We start from the raw sequence: 16773 nt of genomic DNA on the forward strand, positions 1-16773 counted from the left end.
TTGAATTTTAATTATTCAAATTGTCCACAGTAAAACTACGGGCAAAAAAATCTCGGAAAATTGACTATATTTTTATATAAATTTTTGTTTGAAAAAAGTATGTTTTTAAAAAAGTTGAAAAGTCAAAGTAATTTTTGTCAATATTCAGATTGAGCCTACAGATAAAAAATCACAATAAAAAAGACATGATGTTATTCATGTCTTTTTTATGTCAATCTTAAAACAAATTTTGTCGCTGAATTTGCCTTCACCTACGAGCCATTTTAGACTTTTATATTGTCTGCAAAGCGAATTTTTAGATAGTCGTCTTCCATCTTTGCACCGGCGGGTTGTAAAGCTGCTAAAGCTTGTGGTAGGACGAGATTCCGGCGATGATTGCCAATAGTAATATTTAGTTCATCTCCAGTTTTACTCAGGTTAATTTGATTTTTGGGAATCCCTGGTAGATATAATTCCAGGCTATATTGATTCTGTTCTTGAACTACTCGGACAGTTGTTTCTTTGTAATATACCTGGGTTGGATCTTCGTCTTTGTAGAGGGTTTCTTTGAGACGTTCTAATGCTGCTAAACCACACATTTCTTCGGAAAATAGTGGTACTTCTTTAACTGGTAGTGGATGAAAATTTTCGTGGATTTCTTGACGATATTCTTCCTGATTTTGTTTCCAACGTTGGAAGAATGGATCTTCAACTTCTGCGGGGATAATACGGTTAGCCACAACTAAATCCGTTGCCACGTTATACAAGCTTAAATAAGCATGAGCGCGTAGAGATTCTTTAATGACCATTTTCTCTGGATTGGTAACAAGACGCACAGAAGTTTGCGTATTATCTGTGAGTACTTTTTCCAACGCTTCTATCTGCTCATAAAACTCGTAAGGTGCGTCCATCACTTCCTTATCTGGTAAGGAAAATCCCGCGATGGGTTTAAAAATCGGCTCTACTAACGGCCGCAGCGCTACGGAGATGTTTTGAAATGGTTTGTAAAAACGTCGCATATACCAACCACCGACTTCTGGTAAACTCAACAGTCGCAATGCTGTACCAGTGGGTGCAGAGTCGATAATTAATACATCAAACTCGCCTTCATCATAATGACGCTTCATTCTGACCAAGCCAAAAATTTCATCCATACCTGGTAGGATGGCTAATTCTTCCGCTTGGACTCCTTCTAAACCCCTGGCTTGTAAAACTTGGGTAATGTAGCGCTTCACTGCACCCCAGTTTCCTTCTAACTCTTGTAGTGCATCTAGTTCTGCACCCCACAAGTTTGGTCGAATCTGTCGGGGTGCGTGTCCCAGTTCCATGTCAAAACTGTCTGCTAAGGAATGAGCAGGGTCTGTACTCAAAACCAGTGTACGATAGCCCAGTTCTGCACAACGGAGTCCAGTTGCAGCCGCAACTGAGGTTTTACCCACACCGCCTTTCCCTGTCATCAATATTACTCGCATGAATAATCCTACCCTGCCTGAGAATTGTTTACATTTATTTACGCTATTTCTATTATCAATGGTTTAACGAGAATAAATGCGGCTTGGGCAGGTTTGAGACAATTAAATATGATCATTTAGGTATCTATACTTATTGCTCTTTTGGGGACTGCAAGACTTGATCTAGCTTATTTTCGATGGCTGAGAGTTTTTTGAGAATTGTTGGGCGATCGCCATCAACAGAAACGAGTAAATTAAATATACCTTCTTGGATTTTTGTCAAGCGCTCAACCGATTTTTGTAGCTGTATCATCCCTTCCCGGAGTTCTTGACGTTCGTGTCGTGCTTCTGACATCTCATCTAACATGGCTTGTGCGGTTCTGGCGTTGGTTTCGATGAGTTGCTGGAGTTGTTCATCAGTCATGGCGATCGCTCTGGAAGATTAAGTATATTATTTCTCCTAATTTGCCATAATATTACTGTTTATTTACCAAAAATTAAGTGCTGCTTAACTACATCTAAACGGGAACAGTACCAGTAATCAATGTGAGAAACAATCAAGCCATCAGCATTTAAACCAAGTTCACTCCAGCCGGAAATTGAGATGCGGGGTTTCCACGGTACAGGAGTATTCCAACTTAGTGTCCATTCAGTTTTAATTTTGTCTCCTAAATGTTGAATATCATGTAAATCCATTTTGATATTTAAAAACCAAGTTTGCATAAACTTGATCATTTGTTGATAGCGTTTAATCCCACGAAACTGATTGAGTGGGTCTTGAAAATAGACATCTTGGGCGTAAATGCTGTAGGTTTGATCAATGGGAAATCTTTGATAGTCTTGTTTGAGTATGTCAATGATATTCATGGTGTTGCATTACTATACTAGCTGCTGACTTCGTTCCATAGGCGTTCTAATTGCCGTTGCCAAGCTGCTAAAACTTCTTCTCTAGCTTGTGCTGTTTGGTTAAGTTCTCCTAACATTCCTTCGGCATAAAACCGTTCTAGGTTTTGCATGGTGGCTTCTAGGGATTGTCCTTGTTGCTTTGCGGCTTGGATGATTTGCCGGACACGGGTTTCGATTAATCGATTGAAGACTTCATTTAAGCCAACTTCGTGCAAAGATACAAGTCTAGCGATCGCTCCTCTTAAATCATCACTTGTTAAACTAATGCTACTGTGTTGATAGACTGCCCAAATCACCTCGTCATACAAAGCGTAGCGGACTTCTTGAGTATCATCAAAATTGGCTTCAAGAAACTGTGTTAAAAATGATTGAGCTTCTTGTAATGGCACAATTGGCAGTAAAACCCTGAGCCAGTTGTGATCTTCTGACAGTAGTACTAGCAGTCTAAATGTGAGTTTGTCTATTTGCCACGATCCAGGCGCGATCGCTTGTACGTCTGCTGTGCCAAATAATTCTGCCAGAATTTCGGCAATTTCTTCAGGCTTCATAGTCTTTTTTCAGCTTTTGCTCTAGCGTACCGCTTATCAGTTATCAGTTATCAGTTATCAGTTATCAGTTAATAAACGTTCACTGTTTACTATTGACTACCCTTATACCATTTCACTTTAATAATGATACAAATACGTGAGTCCGTCAGTCCGTCAGGGATTGTAAATCCCTGTCTCATAGCTAAAGTCCTCTCAAGAGGACTGAATATCAGAGTCCATTTTAATGGACTTAAGCTATGAGACCACCGTTTTAACGGTGGGCGGACAATACCCAACGAGTAAGCTATATGTATCAGGATTTTTGTGAATTGGTATTAGAAGGGTTTTTGCCTGCATTTCTCACAAAACGGTACGGGCGGGTTCATGAGTATTGGTGTTAACTTAACGTGAAAGCTGCTTGGTGACAACGTTTTTCCCTCACCCCCAACCCCTCTCCCACATTTGGGAGAGAGGAATTCTTGTCCCCCTTCTCCCAAACATGGGAGAAGGGGTGAGGGGATGAGGGCGAAATCATCTGGGTTCAAGTTTTAGAAATTTCGTGAGAAATTCGGGTTTGGTTGAGTGCGTAAGTTCTATCTATCTTTCTACTACTTCCCGCACTAAAGTTGCTAACTTATCAGCGCTATCGGGAACTGCGATCGCTTTGGTATTTTCCCTCATTTTGGCTAATTCGTGGGGGGAATTTAACAAATGCAAAACTTGGGTTTGCAATGACTCGGCTGTTAGTTCTGATTGCTTAAAGGTTAAGGCTGCATTGGCTTTGGTGAATACATCGGCGTTGTAGGATTGATGATCTTCCGCCGCAAAGGGGTAAGGAATCAAAATTGCTGGTGTGCCACAGACGGCTAGTTCTGTTAAACTGCCAGCACCAGAACGGCTAATGGCTAAACTAGCTCGTTTTAACAACGCTGCCATGTTGTCGTAGAAGGGTAATTCTATATACTGGGGATGCTTGAGGCTATCGACATCGGCATCACTAGTGCCTGTCAGATGGACTACATAAGCGCCAGCCGCAAACCAAGCTGGTGCAGCCTGACGGACTAATTTATTTACAGCCACCGCGCCTTGGCTACCACCAAAGACGACAATTAACGGTACACTGTCAGGGATGGGTAAATCTAGTTGCAGATGATCACCCGCATTTAAGAATTGCGATCGCACAGGTGTACCCACATAGACATTTGTCGCCTTGGGTAAATACTTCACCGCTACATCAAATCCCAAAGCCACCACCGTACACCAGGGGCCGAAAAAGCGGGTGACTTTACCTGGTAAAGCATTAGATTCGTGAAAAACTACAGGTAAACCCAAAGAACGGGCTGCAATTACTGCTGGGCCAGCAATATATCCGCCAGTCGTGAAAACTCCTTGAAAATTACCTTGCTTCAAGAGTCGCCGGACTTGGAGAACAGAAGTTATAAGTTTAGTTAATGTTACTAAAGATGAAATACCGAACCCTTGCTGAAACCCTTCGACTGCAATAGTATTCAAGGTGTATTGTTTCGGGACGAGCTGAGTTTCTAAGCGATTAGGGACACCCAGCCATGCAATCTCATAATCTGGTAGTTTATCAGCCAATGCGATCGCCGGAAACAAGTGTCCACCAGTCCCACTGGCAGCTATAAGTAATTTTATTGGTGCGTTTGCCATTCAAACTCTACCGTTTAGCGCCTAGCTTAACTAAGATAAAACAATTTCCTTACCTTCTCTACTCCCATCAGTAAATTCTTCGCCATGACTAACATGATTTTTTTATTACTGAAACGCCAAAGCAGATTTTCCCATGCTATTTTGCTGACTTTGTGTGTACTATCATGCAGTTTAGTTAACGGTTGGCAACGCACACAAGCGGCGGAAGTAGCTCAAAATAACACTTCCCCAAATGCCCCAACTGAATTAAAAAACCTGTTGACGCAAATTGACGCTGCTGCCAGCAAGAACGATGTTAAGGGAGTATTGCAGTTTTATAGCCCCACTTTTACAAATGGGGATGGGCTGAACTACCAAAATATGGAAAAAGCCCTACTCACATTTTGGCAACGCTACCCTAAATTGCAATACACCACACAACTACAGTCTTGGAAATCTGAAGGTAATACCATTATTGCGGAAACTGTCACCAATATCACGGGTTTACCTTCAGCAAACACCAATAATCTGGGACTCAACACCACAATTAAGTCTCGTCAGCGCATTATCAGTGGCAGAATTGCTCGTCAAGAGATTTTATCGGAACGTACCTTAATTACTTCCGGTAACAAACCGCCCCAACTGGATGTAAGATTACCAGAACAGGTGAAAATTGGACAGCAATATACTTTTGATGCGATCGTTCAAGAACCGTTAGGTGATGATTTACTCTTGGGTACAGCACTAGAAGAACCGATTCAAGCCAATAAATATCTCAATCCCACATCTGTAGACTTACAATTACTCAATTCCGGTGGTTTGTTTAAAATCGGCCGCGCCCCATCTACCCCTGGTAATCACTGGGTTTCGGCTGTGATCCTCCGGGGTGGCGGCATGACGGTAGTGACACAGCGTTTGCAGGTAGTGAAATAGTCAGGGTAATAGGTAATGGGTAATGGGTAATTGATAAGATTATTACGCATTACAAATTCATTGGACATCTGGTGAAAATGAATGTAGAGACGTTGCAGTGCAACGTCTCTACAAGGATTTTAGGCAACGCAGAATTAATTTCTGGAGATGTCTATTGGACAATTGACAATTGACCATTGACTCTGGACTAACCATGATTTCTTTGGAAAATCAGATTGTTTTGATTACTGGTGCAAGTAGTGGTATTGGTGAGGCTTGCGCTAAGGTTTTTGCTGGTGCTGGTGCAAAATTGATTTTGGCAGCGCGGCGGTGGGAACGTTTGCAAAATCTCGTGGAGACGTTAAATTTAACTTCTTCCCAGGTTCATTTGTTGGAGTTGGATGTGCGCGATCGCTCTGCTGTAGAATCTGCTATATCTAACCTACCTACTGCTTGGTCAAATATCGATATTCTCATTAATAATGCTGGTTTAAGTCGCGGTTTGGATAAACTGCATCAAGGCGACTTTCAAGATTGGGAAGAAATGATCGATACCAATATTAACGGTCTGCTTTATCTTACCCGTTATGTGGTTCCGGGGATGGTAAATCGTAGTCGTGGTCATGTCGTCAATATTGGTTCCATCGCTGGACATCAAACTTACCCTGGTGGTAATGTCTACTGTGCCACAAAAGCTGCCGTTAAAGTGATTTCTGAAGGTTTAAAACAAGATTTGTTAGGTACACCAATACGTGTTACTTCTGTTGATCCGGGGATGGTAGAAACAGAGTTTAGCAACGTCAGATTTCATGGTGATGATGAACGCGCCAACAAGGTTTACCAAGGAGTAACACCCCTAACAGCCGATGATGTGGCTGATGTGATCTTGTTTTGCGCCACGCGATCGCCCCATGTCAATATAAATGAAGTTATCCTCATGCCAGTTGATCAAGCTGGTGCTACCCTAGTTCATCGACGCAGTTAAAAAATCTCCCCATTAATCACAACCATCCACCAAAATGTAGAGACGTAGCAGTGCTACGTCTCTACCATATCTTTACCGATGGATCGATCAATTTTTTTGTTGCCATCTTTCCCATAGGGCATTAACATCCTCTGGTTGCCCATCATAATTGAGCATTTGCTCAGAAATATTCACCCAAGGTTGAGCAGAACGTGTCCACAGATTGCCGACAGGCCGTAACCAACTTGTATCATCTAAAGTTCCAGCTTTAACATTGATAGTATTTTGATTGTAAGTCCGTTCATGAAATAATCGCGTTCCGCAATCCCCACAAAATAGGTTCGTAACTTCACGCCCATTATCAGATTTACGAGTCCAAGCCTTTGGTTGCCCTTGAATCATGACGATAGCATCCCTTGGAACAGTCAGCGACATCCCAAAAGCACTAGAGGATTGTTTTTGACACTCTCGACAGTGACATAAATACAAAGTTAATGGTTCAGCACGGATCTCATAACGAATTTGTCCGCATTGACAACCCCCAGTATACGGAAAACTCACAAGTCTTTTTCCTTAGAATCACCAATTGCTTGATTTTACCAGTTTAATAATATCCACAACATTAAATCAGTAGAGACGTTGCAGTGCAACGTCTCTACAAGGATTTCGAGCAACGCAAAATTAATTCCTACCAGATGTCTGGTTGATATTGCAATGAGAAATAAAATCCATTATCTTGCAGAGAGTTGCCTTTATCCTTCACGCCAATTAAAGGAACACCATAATCTAAACGCAGATTTAAACTACGAAAAACTTGCCACTCCACACCTAAACCTGTACTAGCAATTAAACTAGGATCAGGATTATCTCCACGATTATTCCAGCCACCGCCAATTTCTACAAATGGCTTGAGTTGCAGGGTTTTGGGGTTGGTGCTGAGAGGAATACGTAGTTCGACTGCACCCAAGACACCATTATCTGATACTAGTTGGTTTTGGCGATAGCCCCGCACAGTATCGACACCACCAAGGCTGAATTTTTCCAGGGTGAGGAGGGAGTCGGGCGTTAACTGGGCAGCGATGCGGGTTAATAGTAAGATTCTCTTGGATACTTGCCGTACCCATTGGAATTGTCCCAACCAGGAAAAGAAACGTCCATCAGTACCCGTGTTGTTGACTGTAGCATCAAAAGCGTCGATGCCAAAACTAAACTGCGATCGCCCTGCTAAAACTTGTGTGGCACTCCGATGTACCCAATCTTGGTAAAATCTGATCAAACTCACTCTAGATTCACCCTTTTCTGCACCTGCCGAAAAAGAAAAAGGAATATTATCGAGTAAAAAGGTTTGACTGCGACGTAAATCAAAACCCATCCCCACAGCAAATTCAGTTTGAGGTTTTCTGATTAATGGTTGACGGAAACCAAAAGATAATGTCTCTGAGTCACTACGAATACCTAAATATGCAAAGGATTCTGTAATAATTTTGCTGTTATTGTTGCTATAACGCAGGTTTATAGTACCGTTTCTGGCATTTATTGGTAATTTATAACTGATGTTGTAAATATTTAACCCTTCCGTCGAACCATATTCCAGACTGAGTTGATCACCAAAACCTGTAAAATTATCATGTACCGCAAAGACGCTACCTTGCACTGAACCGATATTAGGAGATTGGTTATTAGCAATTACAATACCTGCATGAAAAGCTGGCGCTTCTTGTAACTCAACTCGTAAGATGTTTAATCCAGGGCTACTCCCAGCAATTAACTCAGCATTAACTCGTTTGATAATTGGATCAATTTGTAATAGTTGTAAAGCTTCTTCTATACGTTGCTTGTTTAATGGTGCAGTTGTAGCGATTTTGATGCGACTGCGGACATAGATTTCTTCTAACCTTTGGAGTCCCTGAATTTCTATCTTTTCTAATCTACCCTCGACAATTTGAATTGTCACATTACCATTTTCAATATCATCAGGTCTATCGTTGAGAATAAATGCACCAGATGTAATATAACCGTTGTCAACATAAAATTTAGTAATTTTAGTTCTTAAAGTTATTAAATCTTCAAAGGATATTTCTTTCTTTTGTTCGTATTCTTGAACAAGCTGGCTGATTTGTTTTTGAAAAATAGTATTGCCTAAAACCTCAATTTTCTTGACTGGAAAAAGTTCAGTTGTCGAAGAAGTTGGTTGATTTTGGGTTGGGTTTGTAGGTGTAGGGACTGATTGTGTAGGAGGATTTTCGGGAGTTGCTGGAATGGGTTGAGGAGAGTCTGCGGGTTGAGGAATAGTTTCTTGTACACGTTTTGGAGTATTTGCAGGAATGGTAACTCCGGCTGGTAATGTTGACTGAGCAAAAGCTTGATGATTAATTCCACAAAAAAATACAATTCCGCTTAAACTAGCAATAAATTCTCTAATATGAAACCGATAAATATATTCACCCACACAGACATTTTTCACCCTAAAATTCTCCTCTATTCTCCAAGATTTAAGTAGGGTGTGTTATGGCTTTAGCCTAACGCACCTTTATACAAGATGGTGCGTTAGTAACTCAGCAGATTAGGAAATGCTATAGATGTAGATGTAGGTTGGGTTAAGCGCAGCGCAACCCAACATGGATATGAAAAACCTAGTATGGATTTTGATGTTGGGTTTCCCAAAGCCTCAACCCAACCTACAATTTTTTGCATCATTTTAGTCGTGTCGCTCCACTACATTTAATAAGCACATTCTCGACCTAAAACTCTCTTACCATTTGTCAGTCGATACACTCCTTGTGGTTCGATAATTGCATCGCCAATTTTCCATCGGGGACGCTTAACACTACTTGTAGACGAACTATTTGCACTGGATACAGACTGGAAATTTCCAGTAGAATATGTAGACAATGGTGCATCACTAGGACGTTCAGGTAAGCCACCGGAACCTGTGATGAAAAAAGTACCGCCTGGTTGATTATTACTTCTAGCAATGCAACTATTAGCAAGTAAGGCGTTAGGATCGGTCAGGTTTTGTGGTAGTTCTGTCAAACTATTTTGGAGAAAACTTATATCAGGTATACCGGTGATGGTTCCAGAAATTGCCCCGCTAGCATTGACTTCAACTTGTTGATTACCTTCAAGAGTATTGATAGTAGCAATGTCAGATTTGATAGTATTAGGACTATACAAGGGAGAACTGAAGAATGCACGAGTATTGAATCTAATGTCACCACCTTTACCATCACGCGCAAATGAGAGAATATCGCTATCATCAAGGGCAATAATTGAGTTAGCGGTGAGGATAATATTACCGCCGCCACCTTCACCGCTAAATACATTCGTGCGAATATCGCTATTACCAAAAAGGCGGATATTTTCGGCAGTGATATTGATAGTTCCACCAGAAGATACTACAGAGGAAGTAGAAATCTTACTATTATTTGCATTCAAATTTCTGGCAACATTCAAATCAATATTACCAGCCTTTCCTGTTCCTTCACTTAGGGCAACAATTTGAGCATTATCAGTTAAGTCAACTGTACCAGCTTTGATGATTAAGTTGCCTCCATCACCTGAACTTGTAGTTTGAGTTGAGATGACAGAATTATCGGTAGCAATTAGTTCTCCTGTTTCTAAAGTGAGAGTTCCCGCTTTTCCTGCACCTTGAGTTTCAGTAGATATGACATTAGGGATTTGTCCAAATGGTGATCTACCACTCATGACTACTGATTTAGTAGCATGAATATTTATGTTTCCAGAGTTTAATTGACCAAGATTAGTTGGAGCGCCTGCTGCAATAATCTGATCAAATATGTCTGGTAAGTTAGTGATGAATAATTCTTGAATAACTGGATCATCAATGGGATTATTCTGTAAAACGTTTAAAAATCCAATGCTGAATGGATCAACACTGTTATTAATTATTTGACTACCATCGCGGATATTTAAAGTACCAGTTTCAATATTAATATTACCCCCCGACGCAACACTAAAAGAACTAGCAAATACCCTGCTATTTGATAAATTGATAGAATCTGCAATTTTGAGCGTTATATTACCTGGATTTCCTTCTCCTAAAAAGCTGGTACTTGCTATAGCAGATACATCTGCAACATTTAACGTTTTAGCCTCAATTAGCAAATTTCCTCCAGAACCTTGAGCAGTTGAATCACCTAAACCCAAAGCGAAGGTATTGATGATACTAGTATTTAAGTTGACAGAATCATTAGCGCGTATTGATACATTGCCTGCATTACCTTGAGCGCCTAAAGTTACAGAACTAATAAAACCCAAATTCATATTCAAGTTTTCTGTATTAATAAAAATATCCCCGCTATTTCCAGCCCCGTCTGTACGTGTAACAATGCCAGGAATACCAGACATACCAGACATATTCAAATTTTGCGTATCAATGATAATATCTCCACCTTTTCCCCCAGTTGTTGTAAGTGTTTGAATTCCAGACTCATCAGAAATATCTAATTGTGATGCTTGTATTTTTATGTCTCTACCGTTTTGATCTCTGACGGTTGCTGAATAAATTATGGATGCTTCTGTAATTTTGATGCTATTACCTACTAACTGTATTTCACCACCACTAAATCCAGTTGTATTAATCAATGCTTGCTTGTTTAAATAAATATCTGCTTTGTTAACATCAGTTGGGAATATTAAATCGAGATTATCACCATCTATATTTAATCCAACACTACCCTTGTCTGCGAGTCCTCCTAATTCAACTTTTCCCCCAAAAGCTGTTAAAAATCCTCCATCTAAAATGACATCACCACCTAAGAATAATAAGCTCTTACCGTAGCTTGTGGTCAGTCCTGTTGCTTTTGTTGGATAAAGATTTGCTCCTCTTGATTGGTTAATAATTGGTGCAGGTTGGATTTGATTAAACAAAAAAGCTGAAGGATTAACTGTCAAAAGTTGAGGAACTTGGGGAGTTGCAGCACTAAATAATCCTTGATTATTAAATTGCATTGCATCCGCAGTTGTAGCGACGAATGAACCACGAAGATTCAAGCTACTATTTTGACCAAAAATAATGCCATTGGGATTAATTAAGAATAAATTGGCATTGGAACGAGTAAAGTCACTTTGCAGAGTACCCAAAACACCAAAAATTTCCGAACGATTTGTTCCTGTCACTCTTGCCAAAATATTTTGAATGTCAGCGCTGGGACTAATAAAATAAGCGCTTCGTCCTTCACTAACATTAAACTCTCGAAAGCTGTGGAATAGGTTATGACCTCGAATGGCTCCTCCTAGAATTAATTCTATAGGCCTGCCAAAGAGATTTTCTAGCACTAGCGAACTTTCGGAGTTTAGGGTGTCATCGGGGACAATATTGCTACTTTGGGCTAAAACTACTTTTCCATTGGCAATGTAAACTAGCCAACTTATTACACATAGTTGGGTGAGAGTTTTAATAATTTTTTGCATGACTATATGATGGCGCGAAAGTATTAGATCCACGACTTTTCAGAGAAGTCGTGGATCTGAATATTCGTAAATATACTTGATTATGGCTAAAATACAAAACTAAGTTTATAAAATCTTTACCGTAAATATACTATGTTTAAACTTAAGCATCTGATAAAAATTTTCCTTATGCAAAGTAAAAACATTAAATTAAAAGTGCGTCGCTGGCTGGGATTTATATTTCTGTGCAGTTTGATGTTTTGCTTGTGGCTGGGTACATTGGAACTTAGAGTCAGCGCCCAATCTCCTGATACAAATCAACTTGTTAATAGAGGGTTGGAACTTTACCAAAGTGGAGATATAAAAGCAGCGATTGCAAGTTGGGAAAAAGCTTTAAATATCTATCAACAAAATCAAGATACGGCTGCATCTTTGATTGTGCGCGAAAATTTGGCGCGGGTTTATCGAGAAGTTGGGCAAAGCACACAAGCGATCGCACAGTGGCAGCAGGTTATCACTTACTATCGTCAAGAGGGGAATTTGCAGCAAGTGGGGCGATCGCTCACTGAACTTGCTCAGGTGTATAGTAGTTTAGGACAACCCACAAAAGCGATCGCTCTTTTATGTAATCCTGATAAAAACAATCATTGCAGTAGTGACAGCGCTGTACAAATTGCTCAGACTCACAAAGATTTACTTGGCGAAGCCGCAGCTTGGGGAAGTTTGGGTGATGCAAATAGATTGACAGGCAATTATCAATTAGCAATTACACATCTGCAAAAAAGTCTAGCCATTGCTAATAAACTTAATATACCTGCCTTGCGTGGTTCAGTTTTCTATAGTTTAGGTAATGCTCACATTAGCCAAGCTTTAGTTAAATATCGACAAGCAGATTCAGCAACACAACGGGGAGACGAACCGCAAAAACTTCTGGATGAAGGGAAACAAGCGGATACCAAGGCTTTAGAATATCTGCAAGCAAGTTTAAAGCTAGCCAGCAGTCAAAACGATGTTGTGGGAGAGATGCGATCGCATTTACGAATCATCCCCCTATATTACCGTAATCAGGAGACAACTAAGGCTACCAACAGCTTACAACAAGCAATTAGCTTATTAGAACGTTTACCACAAAATCGTGGAAGTGTGTATGCAGCTATCAACTTAGTGCATTTACTCCAACCTATCACCACTGAAACCACATCGAGACTTAGCTGTCTTGAACCTGAAACATCAGTAAAAGCAACAGTTTTACTGAATCAAGCCGCCACCATAGCTGAAAAAATCAGTGATTTTCGGGCAGAATCCTTTGCTTTAGGGGAATTAGGACATATATATGAATGTCGTCAAGAATATGCAAAAGCTCTGGAAATTACCAATAAAGCCAGATTAGCTGCTGAACAAGGCTTAAAAGCACAGGATAGTTTGTATTTGTGGGAATGGCAAACTGGACGCATTTTTAAAGCTCAGGGAAAAATAGATGCAGCGATTTCTGCTTATGAACGAGCAACTAATACTTTAGATACGATTCGTCGTGATATCTTAACAGCAAATCGAGATATTCAATTTGATTTCCGAGATACAATTGAGCCGATTTATCGTGATTTAGTAGCATTGAGATTGAGTTTAGCAGAACCAAGAGAAACTGCCAATAAATCCCTAGTTTCTCAAGATAGCAAGAATAATCTAAGTTCTATTCTCACCACAATGGATTCCCTAAAACTTGCAGAATTACAGAATTATTTTGGTGATGATTGTATTATTGCGCCCTTTGCCCAAACCAGCATACAAGCAAAAGGTGATCCAAAAACAGCTTTTTTAAATACTATTATCTTAGAAGATAAAATTGCAGTCATTTTAACTCTTCCAGGTGGTGAAAATAAATCAAGCTCAATTGCTATCAACCGCCAAGATTTTATCAACACAATTAACGACTTTCGCAGAAGCTTAGAAACTTACTACAATGACATTGGCGGATATGACACCAGACTAGCCAAACAAATGTATGATTGGCTGATTCAGCCTTTCACTACAGAACTCCAGAAATTTAACATCAAAACTTTGGTATTTATCCAAGATGGCATATTGCGAAGTGTACCGATGGCTGCACTTTATGATGGAGAACAATTTCTGATTCAAAAGTATGCTGTTGCCACAATTCCCAGTTTAAATCTGATTGATAGCAATCTTGCAAATCGCCGAAACTTGCGGATGTTGGCATTGGGTTTAACTGTCAATGCCACTATTAATCGTAAGATATATCAACCACTTTCTGAGGTGCAGACAGAAATAGATGGCGTGCTGGCGACGATTCCAGGGAAGAAACTACTTGATGATAATTTTACCAGCGATCGCCTAAATAAAGAACTAGAGCAACAAGCCTACCCAATTATCCACATCGCCACACATGGCGAATTTGGGACTGAACCAGAAGATACGTTTATTATTACAGGTAAAAAAGACACAACCACAGGCAATAATCAAACACTTTCTTTCAACCAATTAGAACAGCAAATTCGGAAAATTACTCACAGCAATCAGTCATTAGAATTGTTAACTTTAACTGCTTGTCAAACAGCCGTAGGGGATGAGCGTTCTGCATTAGGATTAGCAGGTGTTGCAGTCCAAGCAGGAGCAAAAAGCACCTTAGCCTCCCTGTGGGCAATTCAAGATAATTCCACAGCACAAATTGCTATTAGTTTCTACAACAAATTGTTAAATAATCCTACCATGAGTAAAGCGGAAGCTTTACAATCTGCTCAAATAGAAATGATTACCGGAAAAACAACAACAGGACAACTTGCTCACCCTGCTTATTGGTCGCCTTTAATTTTAATTGGTAATTGGCTGTAAAGAAACTATTTAGAATGTAGGGTGTGTTAGGCGCACATTTGGGAATAATTTGCCTCGAAAAAGATACTTTGAGCGCCTAACGCACCACCGGATAACATGGTGCGTTGCGCTACGCTACAACACAACGGCAATAAAGTGGGAGGAACATCCATACCACTTTTTGCTTTCTCTACTTAAGATTTACTGTCATAAGCTTTGAATTTTTTAGCGAGGTCGATTCTCTCGTCCGTGATAAATGTGTAATATCACAACATCATCTTCCAGAATAACGTAGTGAATAATAAAGCCGTATTTACCAAAAGAAACTAAAAGTTTTCGCAATCCTCCTATCTCGTCTACAATTGCGCCTCGATGAGGATTTTGTTGTAGACTCTCACCTGAAGAGACAATTGCTTGTACTGCGCGTCTTGCTGCATCATCATTATTAACTTTGATAAAATTGTGATGACGATTTAAGTCATCAATTGCAGCTTCTGTCCAAACTATCTGGTACATGGACGCTCTTGATTAGTTCCTAAATTATCTGCCCATTCACGCACACGTTCATGGGGTATTCCTGAACCTGTGCGAAGATAAGCTTCCAGAGCAGATTGACTCTGCTGAACCATTTGCGCTTCAGTCAGAGGTTGAAAATTTAATCCTGCATCTATCTCACCATACTCCAATGATTCTGTTGTCGTTTGAATAGATTGATTTGTCAGTAACCATTCAAAATCTTCTAAGGAAGCAGATGTATCAATAAGCCACGTTAAGACAAGACATTTTACCTGTTCTGGAGGTAATATTTCCAGATGTTCTAAAATTTGCTGCTTAATATTACTTTCTGTCATAAGCTTTGAATTTTTTAGTAGCTCTGCTATAAATATAGCAATTATAAATCATCAGCCCTTCGAGCAGGTTGCACCAACTTGATCAACAAGATATCTAATTAATGTAGGGTTTGTTAGGGGCGCACATTTGAGAATGAATTGCCTCGAAAAAGATACTTTGAGCGCCTAACGCACCACCGGATAACACGGTGCATTGCACTACGCCATAATACAACGGCAATAAGAGGGTGTTTGAAAAGTTTCAGTAGGTATAAAAATGTCATTCTGACTGGAGCGGAGCGTCAGGAAGAATCTAGGTTTTGTGGCACATACCGAGATGTTTCATTCCGCTACGCTGCATTCAACATGACAAAGAAACAGACTTTTCAAACGTCCTCTAAAGTGGGAGGAACATCCACACCACTTTTTGCTTCCCCTACTTAAGATTTAATTGTTCAGTCGCTATAATTTCTTGCAGTCGCAAAACTTGTTGTTGCAAACTTTTCTTACGCGCAGGTTCGGAAATTTTGCTAATCTCGTCTAGTTCTAAATTTTTGAGTTCTACTAATAGCTGGAAAATTGATGCTTTATTAACAGAATTATTTAGTATTTCCGCCATTGCATCATACCATAATCCTTTTTCAGCATATAAATCTGAACGTTGCAAAAACTCCTTTGTCCGAGCAAGTGCATTCTTCAAACTAGGTGCTATTGTCACCACTTCAATTTCAGCTCTAGCAATTAAATTTTTGGAAGGATGGTTAAGGTTACATAATAAAGCAACTTGCCATAAATACTTTTCTCCCACTGATAAACTAGTTTTAGTATTAGCAAGTGAATATGTCATAATTCCCGGCGAACTTTGCATCAGGATTGTGTCAATCTTCTCGAACTTACCATTCACATACTTATAAATAGTAAATTCAATTTTTCGACTTTGAGAATCTGGGACAAACCAAACAAATGTCGGTTGTAAAGACACCGTTTGTCCAATATAAGTAAGCGGTGCAAGGGCTGTTAGGCTTGTCTTTGCATCTCCTTGACATCCATTACCTCTGCTCCCATTGGAACCAGTAGGAGTTGTGGGATTAGAGGGATTTTTCGGGGGTGTGTATTTAGCTATAGCTGTAGTTGTGAGGATTAAATATAGTATGAGAGTGCAACTAAACAGCAGTTTGCTAGTTAAATATTGTCTTAGTGTAAAGAAATTCTGACTCATAGCTAATGCTTGGCGAAAAAATGCTGAAAGATGCCAACATTTTGGCAGAAAGGTGCAAAATACTTAATTCACATAAATTCTAATATACATCTGT

The 16773-nt window shown here is 39.9% G+C and carries 15 protein-coding genes; 3 read left to right on the forward strand and 12 right to left on the reverse strand.

Features of this window, described 5'->3' with window-relative positions:
- Window positions 1–263: 263 nt before the first annotated feature.
- The 5 genes from FD725_RS05850 to murG all read right to left on the reverse strand — a co-directional run bounded on the left by FD725_RS05850 (window position 264) and on the right by murG (window position 4534).
- Window positions 264–1451 carry a TRC40/GET3/ArsA family transport-energizing ATPase gene (locus FD725_RS05850; RefSeq protein WP_179047254.1) on the reverse strand — a complete coding sequence of 396 codons (1188 nt, stop codon included), beginning with the start codon at window positions 1449–1451 and terminating at the stop codon, window positions 264–266.
- Between the two features lie 130 nt (window positions 1452–1581).
- Complete coding sequence (locus FD725_RS05855; protein ID WP_179047255.1) at window positions 1582–1854, reverse strand: hypothetical protein; 273 nt, start codon at window positions 1852–1854, stop codon at window positions 1582–1584.
- Between the two features lie 59 nt (window positions 1855–1913).
- On the reverse strand, window positions 1914–2297 hold the full coding sequence (locus FD725_RS05860) for a DUF2358 domain-containing protein (protein WP_179047256.1): 384 nt from the start codon (window positions 2295–2297) through the stop codon (window positions 1914–1916).
- A gap of 17 nt (window positions 2298–2314) precedes the next feature.
- A complete protein-coding gene (locus FD725_RS05865) occupies window positions 2315–2884 on the reverse strand; it encodes a hypothetical protein (protein WP_179047257.1) in 570 nt (189 codons plus the stop codon).
- Between the two features lie 576 nt (window positions 2885–3460).
- The gene (gene murG / locus FD725_RS05870) at window positions 3461–4534 is read right to left on the reverse strand and encodes an undecaprenyldiphospho-muramoylpentapeptide beta-N-acetylglucosaminyltransferase (protein WP_179047258.1); all 1074 of its coding nucleotides are present in this window, start codon (window positions 4532–4534) and stop codon (window positions 3461–3463) included.
- An 84-nt stretch (window positions 4535–4618) separates the two neighbouring features.
- Here murG and FD725_RS05875 point away from each other — a divergent pair, with 84 nt between their 5' ends.
- Both FD725_RS05875 and FD725_RS05880 read left to right on the forward strand, forming a co-directional pair.
- Window positions 4619–5446: a nuclear transport factor 2 family protein gene (locus FD725_RS05875; RefSeq protein WP_179047259.1), complete on the forward strand. Its 828-nt coding sequence runs from the start codon at window positions 4619–4621 to the stop codon at window positions 5444–5446.
- Between the two features lie 193 nt (window positions 5447–5639).
- Entirely contained in the window at window positions 5640–6410 is a 771-nt protein-coding gene (locus FD725_RS05880; protein WP_179051437.1) for an SDR family oxidoreductase, read from the forward strand.
- Between the two features lie 87 nt (window positions 6411–6497).
- Here the strand turns inward: FD725_RS05880 and FD725_RS05885 are convergent, their stop codons facing one another.
- The 3 genes from FD725_RS05885 to FD725_RS05895 all read right to left on the reverse strand — a co-directional run bounded on the left by FD725_RS05885 (window position 6498) and on the right by FD725_RS05895 (window position 11822).
- On the reverse strand, window positions 6498–6950 hold the full coding sequence (locus FD725_RS05885) for a GFA family protein (protein WP_179047260.1): 453 nt from the start codon (window positions 6948–6950) through the stop codon (window positions 6498–6500).
- 127 nt (window positions 6951–7077) lie between these two features.
- The gene (locus tag FD725_RS05890; RefSeq protein ID WP_372726707.1) at window positions 7078–8853 is read right to left on the reverse strand and encodes a ShlB/FhaC/HecB family hemolysin secretion/activation protein; all 1776 of its coding nucleotides are present in this window, start codon (window positions 8851–8853) and stop codon (window positions 7078–7080) included.
- Window positions 8854–9110: 257 nt separating this feature from the next.
- Window positions 9111–11822, reverse strand: a complete 2712-nt coding sequence (locus FD725_RS05895) for a filamentous hemagglutinin N-terminal domain-containing protein (protein WP_179047261.1) — start codon at window positions 11820–11822, stop codon at window positions 9111–9113.
- A gap of 168 nt (window positions 11823–11990) precedes the next feature.
- On the opposite strand from FD725_RS05895, the gene FD725_RS05900 reads away from it, so the two are divergent.
- Entirely contained in the window at window positions 11991–14651 is a 2661-nt protein-coding gene (locus FD725_RS05900; protein ID WP_179047262.1) for a CHAT domain-containing protein, read from the forward strand.
- 26 nt (window positions 14652–14677) lie between these two features.
- On the opposite strand, the gene FD725_RS32340 is transcribed toward FD725_RS05900, so the two are convergent.
- From FD725_RS32340 to FD725_RS05915, 4 genes are all read right to left on the reverse strand, one after another.
- A complete protein-coding gene (locus FD725_RS32340) occupies window positions 14678–14803 on the reverse strand; it encodes a hypothetical protein (protein ID WP_256871858.1) in 126 nt (41 codons plus the stop codon).
- A gap of 52 nt (window positions 14804–14855) precedes the next feature.
- Window positions 14856–15146: a type II toxin-antitoxin system RelE/ParE family toxin gene (locus FD725_RS05905; RefSeq protein ID WP_179047263.1), complete on the reverse strand. Its 291-nt coding sequence runs from the start codon at window positions 15144–15146 to the stop codon at window positions 14856–14858.
- On the reverse strand, window positions 15134–15481 hold the full coding sequence (locus tag FD725_RS05910; RefSeq protein WP_179047264.1) for a hypothetical protein: 348 nt from the start codon (window positions 15479–15481) through the stop codon (window positions 15134–15136). The genes FD725_RS05905 and FD725_RS05910 overlap by 13 nt, the downstream gene beginning before the upstream one ends.
- A gap of 415 nt (window positions 15482–15896) precedes the next feature.
- Window positions 15897–16679, reverse strand: a complete 783-nt coding sequence (locus tag FD725_RS05915) for a DUF928 domain-containing protein (RefSeq protein ID WP_179047265.1) — start codon at window positions 16677–16679, stop codon at window positions 15897–15899.
- Between the last annotated feature and the right edge of the window lie 94 nt (window positions 16680–16773).

It is taken from the genome of Nostoc sp. TCL26-01 (genome assembly GCF_013393945.1).
Lineage (GTDB): Bacteria > Cyanobacteriota > Cyanobacteriia > Cyanobacteriales > Nostocaceae > Trichormus.

Excerpts from the sequence above, each read along its gene's own strand:
- FD725_RS05855 (WP_179047255.1), bottom strand. The coding sequence starts at position 1,854 with ATGACTGATGAACAACTCCAGCAACTCATCGAAACCAACGCCAGAACC.
- FD725_RS05875 (WP_179047259.1), top strand. The coding sequence starts at position 4,619 with ATGACTAACATGATTTTTTTATTACTGAAACGCCAAAGCAGATTTTCC.
- FD725_RS05910 (WP_179047264.1), bottom strand. The coding sequence starts at position 15,481 with ATGACAGAAAGTAATATTAAGCAGCAAATTTTAGAACATCTGGAAATA.
- FD725_RS05900 (WP_179047262.1), top strand. The coding sequence starts at position 11,991 with ATGCAAAGTAAAAACATTAAATTAAAAGTGCGTCGCTGGCTGGGATTT.
- FD725_RS05865 (WP_179047257.1), bottom strand. The coding sequence starts at position 2,884 with ATGAAGCCTGAAGAAATTGCCGAAATTCTGGCAGAATTATTTGGCACA.
- FD725_RS05850 (WP_179047254.1), bottom strand. The coding sequence starts at position 1,451 with ATGCGAGTAATATTGATGACAGGGAAAGGCGGTGTGGGTAAAACCTCA.
- FD725_RS05915 (WP_179047265.1), bottom strand. The coding sequence starts at position 16,679 with ATGAGTCAGAATTTCTTTACACTAAGACAATATTTAACTAGCAAACTG.
- murG (WP_179047258.1), bottom strand. The coding sequence starts at position 4,534 with ATGGCAAACGCACCAATAAAATTACTTATAGCTGCCAGTGGGACTGGT.
- FD725_RS05895 (WP_179047261.1), bottom strand. The coding sequence starts at position 11,822 with ATGCAAAAAATTATTAAAACTCTCACCCAACTATGTGTAATAAGTTGG.
- FD725_RS05860 (WP_179047256.1), bottom strand. The coding sequence starts at position 2,297 with ATGAATATCATTGACATACTCAAACAAGACTATCAAAGATTTCCCATT.
- FD725_RS05880 (WP_179051437.1), top strand. The coding sequence starts at position 5,640 with ATGATTTCTTTGGAAAATCAGATTGTTTTGATTACTGGTGCAAGTAGT.
- FD725_RS05905 (WP_179047263.1), bottom strand. The coding sequence starts at position 15,146 with ATGTACCAGATAGTTTGGACAGAAGCTGCAATTGATGACTTAAATCGT.
- FD725_RS32340 (WP_256871858.1), bottom strand. The coding sequence starts at position 14,803 with ATGGATGTTCCTCCCACTTTATTGCCGTTGTGTTGTAGCGTAGCGCAA.